At 30.1% G+C, this 16,972-nt stretch carries 15 protein-coding genes and 1 other annotated feature; of the genes, 11 read left to right on the forward strand and 4 right to left on the reverse strand.

Translation table 11 applies throughout. The features are described from left to right. Window positions 1–22 precede the first annotated feature (22 nt). Window positions 23–2,083: a glycosyl transferase gene (locus tag ACJDUH_RS00800; RefSeq protein ID WP_406763250.1), complete on the reverse strand. Its 2,061-nt coding sequence runs from the start codon at window positions 2,081–2,083 to the stop codon at window positions 23–25. A gap of 65 nt (window positions 2,084–2,148) precedes the next feature. After that, window positions 2,149–2,892 (reverse strand): sugar phosphate nucleotidyltransferase, encoded by a 744-nt coding sequence (locus ACJDUH_RS00805; RefSeq protein ID WP_406763251.1) that lies wholly within the window; start codon window positions 2,890–2,892, stop codon window positions 2,149–2,151. Between the two features lie 141 nt (window positions 2,893–3,033). On the opposite strand from ACJDUH_RS00805, the gene ACJDUH_RS00810 reads away from it, so the two are divergent. Together ACJDUH_RS00810 and asnA are read left to right on the forward strand one after the other, a co-directional pair. After that, window positions 3,034–3,282, forward strand: a complete 249-nt coding sequence (locus ACJDUH_RS00810; RefSeq protein WP_406764985.1) for a 4Fe-4S cluster-binding domain-containing protein — start codon at window positions 3,034–3,036, stop codon at window positions 3,280–3,282. 91 nt (window positions 3,283–3,373) lie between these two features. Then, window positions 3,374–3,645: a binding site (T-box leader), on the forward strand. Window positions 3,646–3,844: 199 nt separating this feature from the next. After that, the gene (gene asnA / locus ACJDUH_RS00815; RefSeq protein WP_406763252.1) at window positions 3,845–4,867 is read left to right on the forward strand and encodes an aspartate--ammonia ligase; all 1,023 of its coding nucleotides are present in this window, start codon (window positions 3,845–3,847) and stop codon (window positions 4,865–4,867) included. A gap of 84 nt (window positions 4,868–4,951) precedes the next feature. On the opposite strand, the gene ACJDUH_RS00820 is transcribed toward asnA, so the two are convergent. Further along, on the reverse strand, window positions 4,952–6,478 hold the full coding sequence (locus ACJDUH_RS00820) for a sensor histidine kinase (RefSeq protein WP_406763253.1): 1,527 nt from the start codon (window positions 6,476–6,478) through the stop codon (window positions 4,952–4,954). Between the two features lie 201 nt (window positions 6,479–6,679). Between ACJDUH_RS00820 and ACJDUH_RS00825 the strand changes: the two genes are divergently transcribed. From ACJDUH_RS00825 to ACJDUH_RS00835, 3 genes are read left to right on the forward strand one after another with little or no spacing between them, the layout of a single operon-like run. Beyond that, window positions 6,680–7,393: a YhfC family intramembrane metalloprotease gene (locus tag ACJDUH_RS00825; RefSeq protein ID WP_406763254.1), complete on the forward strand. Its 714-nt coding sequence runs from the start codon at window positions 6,680–6,682 to the stop codon at window positions 7,391–7,393. Between the two features lie 14 nt (window positions 7,394–7,407). Beyond that, window positions 7,408–7,851, forward strand: a complete 444-nt coding sequence (locus tag ACJDUH_RS00830) for a DUF3887 domain-containing protein (RefSeq protein ID WP_406763255.1) — start codon at window positions 7,408–7,410, stop codon at window positions 7,849–7,851. Between the two features lie 40 nt (window positions 7,852–7,891). Further along, window positions 7,892–8,761 (forward strand): DegV family protein, encoded by an 870-nt coding sequence (locus ACJDUH_RS00835; protein WP_406763256.1) that lies wholly within the window; start codon window positions 7,892–7,894, stop codon window positions 8,759–8,761. Between the two features lie 42 nt (window positions 8,762–8,803). Here the strand turns inward: ACJDUH_RS00835 and lplA are convergent, their stop codons facing one another. Next, complete coding sequence (gene lplA, locus ACJDUH_RS00840) at window positions 8,804–9,796, reverse strand: lipoate--protein ligase (RefSeq protein WP_406763257.1); 993 nt, start codon at window positions 9,794–9,796, stop codon at window positions 8,804–8,806. Between the two features lie 202 nt (window positions 9,797–9,998). Between lplA and ACJDUH_RS00845 the strand changes: the two genes are divergently transcribed. The 6 genes from ACJDUH_RS00845 to ACJDUH_RS00870 all read left to right on the forward strand — a co-directional run bounded on the left by ACJDUH_RS00845 (window position 9,999) and on the right by ACJDUH_RS00870 (window position 16,814). Further along, on the forward strand, window positions 9,999–12,218 hold the full coding sequence (locus tag ACJDUH_RS00845; RefSeq protein ID WP_406763258.1) for a Mur ligase family protein: 2,220 nt from the start codon (window positions 9,999–10,001) through the stop codon (window positions 12,216–12,218). Window positions 12,219–12,462: 244 nt separating this feature from the next. Further along, the gene (locus tag ACJDUH_RS00850) at window positions 12,463–12,858 is read left to right on the forward strand and encodes a hypothetical protein (RefSeq protein WP_406763259.1); all 396 of its coding nucleotides are present in this window, start codon (window positions 12,463–12,465) and stop codon (window positions 12,856–12,858) included. After that, window positions 12,845–13,486, forward strand: coding sequence for a hypothetical protein (locus ACJDUH_RS00855; RefSeq protein ID WP_406763260.1), 642 nt, complete (start codon window positions 12,845–12,847; stop codon window positions 13,484–13,486). The genes ACJDUH_RS00850 and ACJDUH_RS00855 overlap by 14 nt, the downstream gene beginning before the upstream one ends. Beyond that, window positions 13,479–13,817, forward strand: a complete 339-nt coding sequence (locus ACJDUH_RS00860) for a hypothetical protein (RefSeq protein WP_406763261.1) — start codon at window positions 13,479–13,481, stop codon at window positions 13,815–13,817. The genes ACJDUH_RS00855 and ACJDUH_RS00860 overlap by 8 nt, the downstream gene beginning before the upstream one ends. 12 nt (window positions 13,818–13,829) lie before the next feature. Next, window positions 13,830–16,274: a glutathionylspermidine synthase family protein gene (locus ACJDUH_RS00865; RefSeq protein WP_406763262.1), complete on the forward strand. Its 2,445-nt coding sequence runs from the start codon at window positions 13,830–13,832 to the stop codon at window positions 16,272–16,274. Between the two features lie 12 nt (window positions 16,275–16,286). Next, the gene (locus tag ACJDUH_RS00870; RefSeq protein ID WP_406763263.1) at window positions 16,287–16,814 is read left to right on the forward strand and encodes a hypothetical protein; all 528 of its coding nucleotides are present in this window, start codon (window positions 16,287–16,289) and stop codon (window positions 16,812–16,814) included. Window positions 16,815–16,972 lie beyond the last annotated feature (158 nt).

The raw sequence follows: 16,972 nt of genomic DNA on the forward strand, positions 1-16,972 counted from the left end.
CCTCCCATACTACTCAATAACTTTAAATTTTGAATAGATTTTTGGCATAATTTTTACTATCTTTGCTATAGAAATCTTCTATATTACTATTGAATTTCTTTTTCAATAGCTTAATTATAGCTTTTATAACTTGTAAATAAGGAGCATAGATATTTTCGATTATGGCATTACTGAAGTGCAAGGTATCTAATTTCCATAAATCAAATTCATTTTCGTTGAATATTCTCATACTTCCAAAATGATACACTACTAGTTTATTATTTTTGACATATACATCATTGTTTAATTTACGAACATTATAGTGATTATTAATTATAAGATTCCACGGAGCAGCATCAATTCCTAAATGGTTTACTATTTTAATATTTACAAAAAGATTAGGCACTTTATCAAGGTATTTTTGATCTCCCCATCTCTCCATTTCAGGCTGAGGGTAGTCTGAACACCATTGAAGGCATTGCTGTTTCCACCACTTTAAAATATCATGACTACTCTTTTGATTTCTAAAACCTAATAAACCAGCTTGAAATCTGCCATGAATTCTTTCAAATCTAGGGTTGTCTCTTTGAGTACACATGAGGGTATTGTATCCTTTCCATTCATTTATGATTTCTTTTGGATTAGAAAAAAAGAATAAATCAGAATCACAATAAATCACATTGTTTAGCATATACTTATCGAGCAAATACAATACTAATGGAGATTTTAATGTCCAGCAATATTCAGTGGTTGTTCTGTTGCCTTTGATTTTTTTTAGTTCCTTATCTTCAATTTCTGATACTCTCATAATTGTTGCATTTTGAAGTTGCATTTTACTTAAAGTTGAAAATGTAATTTCATCTACACAACATATCCAAATGTGAAAATTATTAATCTTACTTTTTAATGAATGATATAAAGCAAGTGATTTTATAAGATACTCTTTGCTTGTTATAGTACAAAAGATGTAATAGTCATCATACTGAAACATCTCAATTGATAATGGGTTATACCCGAAATAAGTCTTTGCATCCCTAACATCATCTGCACAAAAATATTTGTCAGGCTCTTCATTGATATTTGCTTTAACTTTATTAATAGCCATTCTTATACTTTCAATATAGGGCAAATATATTTTGGTTTTTATGATTTTACGGATATCAAGATGCATAAAAGTCCAAAGGTCATATTGACTTTCGTTAAAAATTGAAATGCATGCAAAATGATATGCAACTAATTTATTTGATTCTATATATATATCATCATTTTTAGTATAAATATTATAATTATTATTGTATATTGTATTCCAAGGGGCTGCATCAACGCCCAAATTTTTAGATATTTTTATATTCTCAAATAGTAATGGTATATTATCAAGATATTTTTGATCTCCCCATCTTTTCATTTCTATTTGTGGATAACTAAAACACCACTCAAGACACTTGTTTCTCCACCAGTTAAGACAACTCATGCCATATTTATCATTTTTGAAACCAATTAAACCAGCTTGATATCTTCCATACATATTATGGACCCATTCCAAATCCCTTTGCGGGCATAAATAAACTGAATGCTCACCCCATTCATCAAATATAGCCTTCGGATCTGAAAAGAAGAATAAATCTCCATCACAATATATTATTGAATCTACATGCTTGTTACATAACACATATTTTATTAAAGATGATTTTAATGTCCAACTGTATTCATTTTTTTTGCGGCTTTCTTTTATTGCAATAAGTTCTTTATCTTCTATATCTTTTAATAAAAGAATAGTAGCATTTTTTAAATTCATTTTTGTGAAAACATAATAAGCATCATCATCTATGCAGCATATCCATAAGCGAAAATTATTGCTGTGTTCTTCTAGTGAATAATATAAGGCTAATACTTTAAAAACATATTCTTTTCCAGATAAAGTGCAAAAATTATAGATCACGTTATTTAACACTGTTTTTTCTTTATTATTAGCATTGCTACTATTTTTAGGATTGCCACCAGAGTTTATTTCATTACTAACTTTAATTTTATTTCCAGTATCTAAAGATTTTTTCTTTAAGTTGTGTGAAGCTTTTTTAGGTTCACGTTCCTTTTTCTTAGACATTAACAATCGCCTCTTAAACCTCCTCTATGCTTTATTTTCTTAAAATATAATTTATCATACCATTTTTAAATACTATTAGATTTCCATGTCTCATTGGCTGTTAATAAATCCTTATAGGTATCAATTCCAATCCAATACCCTTTATGCAAATATACTGCAACTTGTCCATCTTTTATTAAATCTTTTAAAGGCTTTTGCTCAAATACACAATTATTATCATCGTCTATATAATCAAAGATTTTTTTGTTACACACAAAAAATCCTCCATTAATTATGCCATCTAACCTTGATTTTTCTTCAAATGTATTGGCAATATTATTTTGCAATGATAAAATACCATATTGGCTTTTCCTTTCAATACCTGTAATAGTAGCAATTTTGCCCATATTATAGTGAAAGTTAAGAAGTTCTCTTATATTAATGTCTGATAATCCATCTCCATAGGTTAACATAAAAACATCTTCATCAATATAACATTGTACTCTTTTAATTCTTCCACCAGTCATCGTTTCAATGCCTGTATCGACAAAAGTTATCTTCCAATCTTCTGATTTTTTAAGAAGATTAATTTTATTACTATCTTTCACGAAATCGAAATTTCTCCACTCATAGTTATAGAAATAGTCCTTAATTTTTTCTCCTCCATATCCAAGTGGTAAAATAAACTCATTTATTCCATAATGCATATAAATCTTCATAATGTGCCATATAATTGGTTTGCCATTAACTAAACTTAAGGTTTTTGGAGAGGGCTCATTGTTAGATGCTAATCTAGAGCCCTTTCCTCCACATAATATAACTACTTTCATATGATGCATCACACTCCTTTTAAAATATAAAATTTGTTCTGATTTCCACAATATAATATGACTTTATTAATGTTTTGCTACAGTATTGCAATGCTTCTTTGCACTATAAGAGCTAGTTATAATTCAATCTTTTAGTGTGAAATTTTAGGTTTAAGTGTTTGGTGCTATAAAGGCTATACCTTTGAATATATATTAGAAAATCAATATAAAAGAAAAGGCTGGCAGGAGCTTTTAAACATTATTGACATATTGGTGGATGGTAAATTTCAAAAGGATAAAACAGATGCCAAGCTTAAATATAGAGGATCGAGCAATCAGAGAATAATAAATGTTAAGGAAAGCCTTGATATACTTAGTGCTGTAGCTATAGATTTTGATTTGAAAAATTAGTTGAGGTTCAATAAATAAAAAATATTTAAATTTTTCAATGAAGGATATTGACTTTAAAACTTCAAAGTAATAAAATATAAACAATATAAAATTAAAGGCGTTGATAAGAAGAGTAATTATACGGCTTTATTCACAGAGAACTGGTCCGTTGGTGAAAGTCCAGTATAAAGTATATGATGAAGAACATCTTTGAGTCTCCAACCGAAATTAAGCATATTAAGTGTTTAAAAAGTAGGCTTGGACGGAACCAAACCGTTACAATTTGGACAGTATCGAATTTTACTTTTAATTCCGTACTGATTAGAGTTGAGCTTAATAAGCTAAATTAGGTGGTACCGCGAAACAAAGTCTTTCGTCCTATTATGGATGGAAGACTTTTTTTATTTATCTAAATACTGGCCATATTTGGATAAATAAGATAAGGATAAAGTTATGAATATAAAGGAATTAGTAATTAATAACTGTTATGGTAAAAGTCCTAAATGGACTTTTACGTGTAATCTAGTCCATGGCAATGGTTGCATAAGATTACACCGACCACAATAAATAAGGAGGCTAAAACATGATAGAATTAAAGGATACAGTAATTCTTCCCAAAGGATATTCATCCTTGCTAAACATAAGAGAAACAGAAGGTGCAATAAAGAAAGTTAAAGACTACTTTGAAAAAAGTCTCTCAGAAGCTTTAAATTTAACAAGAGTATCAGCACCTTTATTTGTGGAGAGGGGCACAGGCATTAATGATAATTTAAATGGGGTTGAAAGGCCTGTAGTCTTTGACGTTAAAGAGATACCGGATTCAGAAGTTGAAATAATACATTCCCTTGCAAAATGGAAGAGGATGGCTCTTTACAGATATGGTTTTTTACCAGAAGAAGGTCTATATACTGATATGAATGCCATAAGAAGAGATGAGAATATGGATAACCTTCACTCTATTTACGTAGATCAGTGGGATTGGGAGAAGGTATTATTAAAAGAGGACAGAACGGTAGAAAAGCTAAAAGGAACCGTAAGAACCATTTATGAAGTTTTTAAAAAAACTGAAAGCTATGTAAATAGTGAATTTAGTGAAATTGAAAAAGAGCTTCCTGCGGAAATATTTTTTATTACCTCTCAAGAACTGGAGAATTTATATCCTAACAGAACTCCAAAGGAAAGAGAAGACCTAATTTGCAGGGAAAAAGGTGCGGTTTTTGTAATGCAGATTGGTGGAGAATTAAAGTCTGGAGAAAAGCATGATGGAAGGTCTCCAGATTATGACGATTGGACCCTAAATGGAGATATATTATTTTGGTATCCGCTATTAGATAGAGCCATAGAACTTTCCTCTATGGGTATAAGAGTTGATGAAGAGGCACTTATAAGTCAGCTTAGAATAGCTCACTGTGAAGATAGAAAAGAATTGGAATTTCATCAGTTACTGCTAAATAAAAAACTTCCATATACTGTTGGCGGCGGAATTGGGCAGTCAAGAATATGCATGTATTTTTTGAGGAAAGCACATGTTGGTGAAGTTCAAGCTTCTATCTGGCCTCATGAAATGATTATGGAATGTGATGCTGCTGGAATTAAGCTGCTATAAATTTATAAAATTATCGCAAGAGATATTTATACTTGCGATAATTTTTAATTTAATTTTATGCAAAGCTGTATATAGTTGTAGATTTTATTCAGTTAAAGAATATATATCAGAAAACTCAATATGAATTCTCTCAATATTTCTGGAGATACTGTCACGGATAATATTTTCAGGAGTAATATGAGCAACCGTGGCTGGAAGTAATATGGAAAACTTACTGCCCTTACCTATGGTGCTTTGGATATCTATAGTTCCACCATGCATTTCAACCAAGGATTTCACTAAGGATAAGCCAATACCGCTTCCTTCATGATTACGCTGTAAAGACTTATCAACTTGCTTAAACCTATCAAAAATTATGGTGTATTTATCTTCGGGAATTCCTATACCCGTATCTTCTATTACTATATTCACAAATTGTTCTTTGTCATAGATATTAACCTTTATTTCTCCTCCTGGATTAGTAAACTTTATTGCATTTGAAAGGAGATTTAAAATTATTCTTTCTATTTTATCAGGGTCACAGGAGATAACTTTCTCTTCCACATCTGTATCAAAAATAATACTTAGACCTTTAGCTTCTATAAAGTCAGTTACTGATAATGTAATTTCTTCAATTATTTCAATAATATTATAATTACCCAAATTAAGAGTTAAATACCCTGAATCAATTTTAGACATATCAATAAGATTATTAATAAGCCTTAGAAGCCTATAGCAATTCTGCTTCATAATATTAGAATACTTAATTGTTTTATCATTAGAATTATATAAGTCCAGAACTTGCAAAGCACTAAAGATAACATTTAGAGGAGTTTTAAGCTCATGGGACATACTTGAAAAAAATTCTTCTTGTTCTTTTAAAGTTTTTTGCAAAAGTTCATTTTGTTCACTAATAACTTTAGCTTGTTCTTCTAATTTATGTCTGCTAATTACCTTATCTGTAACATTAGTGCAATTAAAAATTAAAAATTTCAACTTAGAAAATTCAAACATGGGTGTAATAGCAGCATCCCAGTAGGTAATCCCATATTTATCAGTGTTTAGTTCAAGTTCATGTATTATAATAGTTTTCTTAATTTTATTTTGTTCTTCATTTAATAAATTCAAAGTTTCAACTGGAAATTTATTAGTTGACTCATGGAGGCATTTTCCAATGCAATTTTCCATATTATTATCTTCGTTAAAATATTTTATGTACATTTCGCTAGCTTTTAATAACATCATATCTGAGGTGCTGAAAATGGCAATAGCTGAAAGGTTATCATAACATATTCTACTTGAATAAGGAAACCTTTCACTTATACGGCTAAAGGTTCTTTCTATAATAGTTATTAATTTGGTATCATCATTCATACTTTTAATATTAATATCAACTTCAACTGCATCTAATTGCTTTGTGAATATGTAACTGCGATATGTGCCCATAAGATCTGAAATATTCTTCAAGTTAGATTTTAAAGTTATAAAGGCAGCAGCTAAGGATTTTCCCATAAAATCTGAATAAGAAAATTCTGTGATTTTATAAAAATCTTTAGTTATATTAACAATGGTATTATTTTTAGTAGTAAGCTCAGCACGATAAGAACATGACCCACTTTCAAAAAAATCCATACACATTATAAATACCCTCACTAGTTTATAAGATACTATTATATTTTAGTAATTATACCATAATATGACTCGTCTGTTAATAAAAAATTCAGAAAATTTAAATTTATTTAACATATTATGATGAAATAACAAAAAATTGAATTCTAACTTTATTTTCTATAATATATATAATATAGTGATTATTTACAAGGTGGTATTAACATGGTTTTAAACTATTCTATTTTTTTTATGGCCATTAGTGCCTTTATCGGATTATTTATTCCTATAATTATATTAGTATTTTTAAGAAAGAAGTATAATGCAAGCTTGAAGGCCGCCCTAGTAGGCGCTGCCATTTTTGCTATATTCCAATTAGCAACAAGACTTCCATTATTACAATATCTTCAGAAAACCTATTGGTATAGTTATAATTTAGTTGTGAATCCATGGCTGATTTATATTTTGCTGGGACTTAGTGCAGGAATTTTTGAAGAGGTTGGAAGATTCGTCGGCATAAAGTATTTTCTAAGTGGAAAACAGCAGTGGAAGAATGGAATTGCTTATGGAATTGGACACGGTGGGATTGAAGCGATAATATTTTGTGGTGTTCCACTAATTTTAGCCTTAATAAATAGTTTAACAACGGGAATTTTTCCTATTGTTCCTTCCTACATGTTTTTAATAAGTGGAATAGAAAGAATTTCTGCAATGATATTTCATGTCGGAGCTTCCCTTATGGTGCTTTATGCAGTAAGGGAGAGAAAGAATAGGTATTTACTTTATGCAATTTTAGCCCATGGTGTATTAGATTCAGCAATAGGTTTTATTAAAGGTGTATTTTTTATTGAGCTTTGGGCAGCTGCAGCTGCGTTGATTACCTTATGTTTTATAATTATTAAGATAAAAAATAATAGCTTAGAAAAAATTTTAAGTTAAAGGAGATGCTGATTATGAAATGCATAAGAGCTTTTTTCTTAATATCTTTAATTATTGTTGCTGCTATATTATCTGGATGTGGGAATAATATAAATACTACAGAAGTGAGAGATTACTCAGATTCAATTCTTGAAAATATTCTTATTTCGGGAAATAAGGATAATTATGCTGATTATTCTAAAGACTTTAGTGACAATATGAAAAATGCAATATCTGAGGACTTATTTAATAAGAATAATGCTCTCATAAAAGATAAAATAGGAGAATACGTTTCTAAAGATTTTATAAAAATAAATACAAAAAAAGAAAAGGGAATAAATTATATAATTGTAATATATAACGCTAAGTATTCAAAGGAACCTCAAGGAGCACTTGTTTCAATTACCTTTAAGGAAAAGGATGAAAATCATAAAGTTGAGGGCTTATTTATGACTTCACCTAAACTTGCAGGGAAGTAACTTATTATTAAGCTAAATTTTTAAGAAGGTGAACTTTTTTATGACAAAAATAATAGTTGATAGTACATGTGATTTACCTGAAGAACTTTTAGAAAAATACAGTATAACAACCTTACCATTGAGAATATTAATTAAAGATGTGGAGTACCTAGATAAAAGAACAATAAGAATAGAAGAGGTTTACACTGCAATGCGAGCTGGAATTTTACCTAGAACCTCTCAGCCGAGACCAAAAGATATATACAATTTATTTATGGAATATTGTAATAAGGGAATAGATTTTATATACCTTGCATTTTCCTCAGCTCTTTCAGGTACCTTTCAAGTGGCAGAAAGCATTGCTGCTGAATTTAAAAGTAAGTTTCCTAAGATAAAAATAGCAGTAATAGATTCAAAGGGTGGTTCAACAGCCGCGGGGTTAATAGCCTTACAAGCTGCAAAACTTGCTGAAGCATATAATGATTTTGATATAATAGTCAATGAAGTATCAGAGTTAATTAAGCATGTGGAACATATTTTTACTATTTCTGATTTAAACTGGCTTATTAAGGGTGGACGAATAAGCAAAACTAAAGGACTTTTTGGAAGCTTACTAGATATAAAACCTATTTTAGATGTTAAAGATGGTGAAATGGAAGTTATTCAAAAGATAAGAGGAAGGAGAAAAGCCATTAATGCTGTTGTAGATATTTTAGAAAAGAGGCTTGAAAAATTTCCTAATCAGATTATTGGAATAAGCCATGCAGATGACATAGAAACTGCAAATGAACTTATGGAAATTATAAAAAAACGTATAGGTAACAATAATTTTATTGTAAATAAAATTGGTAGTGTACTTGGAAGTCATCTGGGGATTGGCGGAGTAGGCGTGTTTTTCTTTAACGATAAAAATAAGCTTTATATAGATTAATGAAAATGAGCCACGAGAAAGTCTCGCGGCTCATTGCATTATTTAATAAAACATACAGTCAATAAAATCATCTACAGATATACCAGCAAAATAGCTTTCAAAGTCTGTATCTGCAAGAGCAGCTCTAACATCAGACTCTCTATATTTCTTGCCTAATAAAGTAGTCTCTAGCTCATTTACTTCTTTTCTGCCAAAGAAATCCCCATTTATTTTAAGCTCTTTAATTAATCCATCATTTACATTAAATTTAAGTTCTAGCTTTCCACCAGCATATCTCTTTCCCTTCTCAAGGTCAAAGGCAGGGGATTCACCGTAGTTCCATTCCCAGGTTGAAAAACGGCTTTTCATCAAATCATGAATCTTTTTTATGTCATCCTCTGTGAGAATATATTCTTTATCTTTATAATTTTCATCCTCCATAAAGAATCTTAAAAGTGTATCCTTAAATTCATCTATAGATATATCCTTCTTTAAATAAGGATATACATTTGTTACTCTGCTTTTAACAGATTTTATACCTTTTGACTCTATTTTTTCCTGCTTTACATTTAAGGCATCTTGAACTACAGATAAATTTGAGTTGAACAAAATAGTACCGTGATGTAATAGTCTATCACCATAATAATATTGAGCATTTCCAGAAAATTTCTTACCATCTATAGTTATATCATTTCTACCAGAAAATTCAGCTTCAATGTCTAATTTGCTTAAGGCATTAATTACTGGTTCAGTAAATATCCTGAAATTACTTGCCACATCATTTTCATTTTTAACTATAAAGGTAAAGTTTAAATTTCCAAGATCGTGATAAACTGCGCCGCCTCCAGATAACCTTCTTACAACATTAATGTTGTTATCGCTTATAAATTTAGAATTAATTTCTTCAATAGTATTTTGATTTCTTCCAATTATTACAGAGGGCTCATTTTGCCATAAGATAATATAATCTTCAGCAGGATTTAAATACTTAGTTACATATTCTTCAAGTGCAAGATTAAAATGTGGGTCTTTTGAATTATTTCTTATACTAATCATAGCTTGTCTCCTTATTAATAAAATTATCTGTAATTCGAGAATAGAAAGAATTTTCAAAAATGTCAATGGATTAATAATACAAATGCTTATTAGTTAATTTATCAAAAGAATTTTTTATAAGTAAATAATACTGCATAAATTTGGAATACTAATCATAGCGTAGTTTATCTATTAAAGGCTATATGAAAAGGATGTAATAAAGATGAAAATAGCTTCTTTAAAAGTGTTTGAAGGTAATAATATTAAAGGACATAAAAAAATAATAAAGATATGTATCAAAAGTGCAGATAGTTTGGAAATTAGAACATATTTAAAAATGTATTTTCAAATTTGCTATATGTGTGGGTTTAAGGAGAAACTGATTGACTGTGAAAATATAGCTGAATCACGGTATATATGGCTTACTTATACTGAGGAAGAGTTTTCTAAGTATTTATTGTGCAATATACAGTATTATTTAGATAATCCAAAGTTACTTGCAGAAAAATCAGAGAATCTAATTAAAAAAGATTTTTTATATTATGTAATCAATTTGGTTAGACAAAGAGGAATTCCTACAATAGAGCTTAATGAAGATTTATTTCAAGTTGGCTATGGTAAAAATTCGATTATACTCGGAAGAGATTACCAAAGCTATGAAAATACTATGATGACTCAAATCTCTAGGAACAGAATGAGTCTTTGGGAGAAACTAAGATATTCTCAAATTCCTAAGGTTCAAGGAAGGGTTTTATATGGGACTCACGAAATAAAAGAGGTTGCAGATTTTAATTATCCTATAAATATAAGGAATATTAATAAATGTAAAGAAGTTAAAGTAACAATAAATAATGAAGAAGAATTAAACACTGTTCTAGATAATGTACTAAAAACCTACACCAGAGCTTTTGTTTATAATGGAAGAGTTAAATTTAGAGTTATTTGCTATAAGGGCCAGGTTTTATTGGTTTTGAGAAAGGATGGCATTTATAAGGTTATGGAAGTAGAAAGTAAAAGCTTGGAGGTTCTTGAGGTGGTTACTGCACTAAGGGGTCTAGAGAGCTTTTGCGCAGAGGTATATAGGGATTTTCCAATCGAATTTATGTACATCGATCTTCAAGAGGATAAAGAGCTTATGCTGGTGGATTTAGGAAACGTTTTTGATGCTTACGAAGAATTAGATAATGTTAAGGACAAAATTGCTAATTGTTTTATTAATAAATTAATAGAAGAAGGAATTGGGGCAATACCTATTTTCTCTGTTACAGGAACAAATGGTAAAACAACCACGGCACGTCTTATATATTACATCTTAAATAATCTTGGCTTTAATACTGCTCTTACCTCTACTGGTGGAATTTTTGTAAATGGCAAAAAAATAAGAAATGGAGATACTACAGGGTTCTTAAGTGCGAGATCAGTTTTGTGCAACAATACAGTAGAAGCAGCGGTTATGGAAACAGCACGGGGTGGAATTTTAAAAAATGGTCTTGGTTACGAAAAAGCATGTTCAGCTGTTATTACTTCTTTATCTGAAGATCATATTGGAATGTCAGGTATAAAGGATGTTCAGGATCTACTTAAAATTAAAGCTGTTGTGCTTGAAGAACTCGATTATAATGGAAAGATTGTGGTTAAAGCTCAGGAGGATTTAGTAAATTACACAAAAAGTAAAAAAAATGTATGTCTTTTTAGCATTGAAAAAAATAAATATATACTAGAACAAATAAGAAAAGGAGGAGAATGCTTTTATTTAGAAAATGAAAACTTAATTTATAACAAAAATGAAGTTGAAAATAAACTTCTAAATATTAAAGAAATTCCCTTCACTCACGGAGGCTATTCCAAAGGAAACATCTTAAATATAATGGCAGCCACAGGGGCAGTGCTTAATATTTGTGAGGATGTTTATAAAATTATGGGTATCATTAAAGAAATTAAGTGTGACTTATATTTTAACCCTGGAAGGCAAAATATCCTAGAGATTGAAGATTTTAAAGTAATATTAGATTATGGCCATAATTCAGAGGCATTTAATGAAGTATTAAGTATAGCAAGATCTCTTAAACCCTCAAGGCTGACTGCTATTATTGCTGCACCTGGGGATAGAATGGATAAATATATAAAGGAGCTTGGAAGCATAACAGCTGATTATTCCGATAATATTATTATACGAGAGCAAGCAGATTTAAGAGGAAGAAGTATTGGTGAAAGTGCAAGTTTATTAAAGATAGGCTCGTTAGAGAGAGGTTTTAATGAGAAAAATATAAAAATAATTTATAAGGAAGAAGAGGCAATTGTTGCTGCTATGGAAGAGGCTATTGAAGGGGAGGTCATAGTATTATTTACCCAATGCTTAGATGTGATTATACCAGCTATCAATAGGTTTTTAGAGAAAAAAGGTAAAGCTCCTATTGGAGCTGACTTGGATTTTTCTCATTAGGCTACATGAACAATAAGAATTATTAGAAGTACTACTTAATATAGATAAAAAATGTCATGCGATGCATGGCTTTTTTTATTAGTATAAGGATATTCCAAAATACAAATTAAGCTGTTTATATTAAAATTAAATTTTTTCTAAAATTTTAATTTATATGAGAATATATAAAAAATTACCTAATAAAGTATGTTATACTAAAATATATATAGTATAGTAAAATTTAAGAAAAGGGGATGCGAATTTAATGTGCAATATTTATATATATAATTCTACCAAAAGTTATAATGATAGTAATCCTGATGTGACCTTAAGAGGAGAAATTATAAAGGTTACAGGGCATAATATTATAGTGAAAGATAATGAAGGATATGAGCATATTATACCAATGTGTAATGTGATTTCTGTTGTTTATGATGGTGATTTAGCAGGAAGCTATCATATTCTTAAGCCAATATATATATATTATTCCGAAAGAGCATATAACAATTCAAAACCTGAGATTGAGTTTAATGGAGTCGTTAAAGCTATTAATGAACATAACATAATAGTTTCAGGAGAGGAAGGATTAACGCATATAGTTTCTACTTTTCCCGTAATTGCTTTTGTACATAAAGGCGGAACTCATTATGAAATTAAATAATGTGGATTGGTACTCGGTATATAAAAAATGGACTATTAACTCTGGGGTGTTTGAATATTTATTTAAGTCTTCTCCTTTTGTTTCAGGAAAGTACATTGAAAATTTTGAATTAAATTTAAACAAGGATTATAGTATTAGCCATGAATTTAAAGAAATTTTAAAGAAAAATATTGAGAAAGACAGAATAATAATAGTAGATGTAGACGGTATAATTGGTATAAAGACAGCAATAGCGTTAAATAACGAGCTTCAAGCTTCCGCTATACTATCCTATAACTTTCTTTTTCATCCTTATGGAATAGTTGGAGATAACAGTCTTATTGAGGTTTTAATAGGAGCTGCTAAAATAATTAAGCCCAATAGGCCAATAACTCATGCTTTTATACTTGATAAAAATAGATATTATAATGATTTAAATATAAATAATCCTATGCTTTTTAATAATCAGTATGAAATAACTGAGGAAGAGATGCCGGATATTGATATGTTAAGAAGATTAAATAAAAGGGCTGTATCTTTTTTATATGATAAAGTCATAAAAGAAGATATAAAGTGCTATTTAGAGCATTTGAGATTAAATAATTTTATTGTAGATACAATTGATATAGGGGAGATAGTTAATGGGTGATAAGGAAAACAAAAATAAATCAAAAGCAGTGGCTCTTGCTATGGCAGTATCAATGGTTTTGGCGAATCCTCTTATTGAAACAGGCTGTGAAAGAAAACCGCCTAGAATAGTAGTAGATGAGGAGGAAATGCAAAAGGAGGACCAGCAAAATAACAACAGTTCTCCAATAATATCTGGTGGAGGAGGATATCATACTCCTTTTATATTCCATAGTTATTCAACTAGTAGTTCAAGTGAGACTATATCAAATGGTGGATGGAAAAGCTGGACAGCATCAACTATTGAAAAGGGCGGATATTCAGGAGTTCATTTATCAAGTTCTTTAAGCTAAAGAGGTTAAATTATGTATGAAAAACTTTCAGACAAGTTATTGTTTGATTATTATATGATTCATTCAACTAGAAAAGATGAAGTGTATTGTACAATTCCTTTCTATCTTTCAAAGGAAGAATACAGAGTATTTAAGAATAGTTCCGAGATACTGGATAAGCTTGTATACAGAATTATGTCAAATATAACTACCGCATTTAGGGATTTTCAGTGTTTTATACCTGATTTTAAGTATAGAGATATAATATTGAATTTAAAAAGGCCCTTAGAAGATACCTTTTGGGTAAGATATGACAGCTTTCTTAGAGCTAATGGCGGAATTTTTTACAGTGAGTTTAATTATGATAAACCCTGCGCTCAAAGAGAAATATTAGCCACAGGAGAAATGAAAGCTAATAATAATTTAAACATTGAGTTTAGGCAGAGATTTAAAAAGGCTTTTAAAAAGCTTTTAAAAATTAAGCCTTCAAAAGAACATTACAATATAGCTCTTCTTTCAGATCCTTGTCATGCTGAAGAAGCTCATATAATGTTACTTTTAGAAAAGGAGCTTAAGCAGAGCAATGTAGAATTTATAAGAGTAGGCCCTAAAAATCTGTATTTGGAAAATAAGCTTGTATATGCCTTTGAAAGACCAATAGATATTATATTAAGATTGTTTCCTACGGAGTTTTCTTATGAAATTAATGATTTTGATAAGATACTTGAGGTATTTGAAAATGGTAAAGTAGATATAGTGAATGACCCTAGGGCTATAATTGGGCAGTGCAAGAATCTCTACACCTACTTATGGCAGTTAGTGAAGGCAAAGGACAAAAGGCTTTCTGATGAAGAAAGAGAAGTTATTATATCAACTTTACCGCATACAGAGCCTTTTCATGAGTCTAAAATAAGTTATATTTTAGAGAATAAAGATGAACTGGTGCTTAAACCTGTATATGGCAGATACAGCATAGATGTTTTTATAGGATCTCTTCATAGTGCAGAAGATTGGAAGAAAAATGTTCAGTATGTTTTAGAAAGCGGTAAGGAGTTTATTATTCAAGAGTTTTGTAAAATTAAGCCTTGTGATTCATACTATACAATTGATGGAAACTTTGCATTTCCTACAAAAGCCTTTGCAAATATAGGCTGTTTCATATTTGAGAGTGAGCTTTCAGGCTGCTGCATGCGTTGGAGTGGGGATTATTTAACTACAGATGACCATACATGGATCACTCCTATAGGCATAAAGAGTGATTCAGTTAAAATAAATTCTGCTTGTGTAATTGGAGAAGAACGAAAAAAACTATGGAATAAAATCACTGAAAGAGCCATGTTTGAAGCTGATTTTACAGGAAGGTATGTAAAGAACTTTGAATATGTGGGCCTCGATTATATTACATTAGAAAAGGGTAAATATGAGGAGCTTGCAGAGGCAACTAGCAAGATAGCTTCAATAATGGATAAGACTCAAACTCTTTTATATAACAATATAGATTATTTTGCTGATATATTAGGAATTGAGAATCTGAAGGAATTATTAAAGTATAAGCTTACTGAGGAGTTTGTCTTTCTAGCTAGGATGGACTGGGCAATTGATCATTCTGGAAACTTAAAGCTTCTAGAGATAAATTCAGAAACTCCGGCAGGACTTATAGAAAGCTTATATATTGATAATATCATTACAGAAGAGCTTAATATAAATAAGCTTAGTGCAAATAAGGAGCTTAGAAACAAGATAATAAAACAATTTATAAAAATAATAAAGGACTATTCAAAAATTCGCAGTATAAAAATTATTGGTATTTTGTCCGGGACTTACTATGAAGACTGGTATACAGCAAATGCTCTATATAAAACACTTAAAGAGCTGCCCTTTGAATTTGTTTTAGGCAGTATATACGACTGCACAGTATCTGAAAGTGGCAAGGTTTTGTTATTTGGTAAGGAGCTAGATGCTGTTTATAGATATTATCCTCTTGATTGGTTTGAATTAGATGGCATGAAAAATATAAAGGAAGCCCTTAAAAATACCCTATCAATAAATCCGACACATACTATTATTTCACAGTCAAAGGCTTTCTTTGCAGTTATGTATGAACTTTTAGTGCAGGGGTTTTATAGCGAAGAAGAAATAAGGCTTATTAAAAAATATATACCTAAAACTTCTCTAGAGGCAGAAAAGCTTGGGACATACGATTATATTGTAAAGCCATTACTTTCAAGGGAAGGAAATGGTGTGGCTTTAGCTTGTGAGCTGAAAGAAGTGCCGGATGAAAATCATATATATCAAGAAAGAGTTCACACTCTTAATGTTGACTATACTGTTTATGATAATATAAGCAAAACGCAGGATTTATTATATCCTATATTTGGAGCTTATGTAACAGGAACTGAATTTGCAGGAATATACACAAGACTTGGAAAGTTTGTAACAGAAAATATATGTATTTATACTCCTGTTTTTATTGAATAAAGGGGGATTATTTTGAAAGGAAAATATTCTAAGGGTACAAAAAACGGCTATTATGTTAATACTCTCAAGAGAGTAAAGCCAAAAAAGATCAATAAAATATCAATAGCTTTGGCAGCATCTTTTGTATTTATTATTGTAATGATTTCAATTGCAGTACTGTCCAGCTGCGAAAAGGTAGTACATGTAGAAGCGCTGGAAGGCTATACACAAATTGGAGAAGAACTTATGGAAGAGGCTAATCTAGTGAATATAGAGGGCTATTACGCTGGAACCGGTACATTAAACAATATAGTTCATGTAAGGTTTGAAGCTGAAAAAGACGGACAGATTTCAAGCACTATCGATGCAACAAAAAAGTTTTTTAATATAGTATATACCGATGAGGCTCAAAATGCACAATATAAAAACTTAGAGGGCAAGGTTAGAGCTTATAAGGGAACCTACAAAAAGGACGAGGATATTAAGACGCATTACTATTATGAGATTTTTTCCAGTAAGGACAAGATTAAGGATGTTGGAAAGCTTAGTATGAGAAATTAATTGCAGATAGAAATAAAATTACTTAGGCAACTGGTTTAGTATACCAGTTGTCTTTGTTATACTATATAGAATTTTACTAGTAAATCAACAAAGAACTTATTATAACTCTATAATAGAATTTATGTGAGTTAATTCAAAAATAACATGAATTTCAGTTT

Origin of the sequence: Candidatus Clostridium radicumherbarum, assembly GCF_045310525.1 — a bacterium.
GTDB classification, from domain to species: Bacteria; Bacillota; Clostridia; order Clostridiales; family Clostridiaceae; genus Clostridium_AT; species Clostridium_AT radicumherbarum.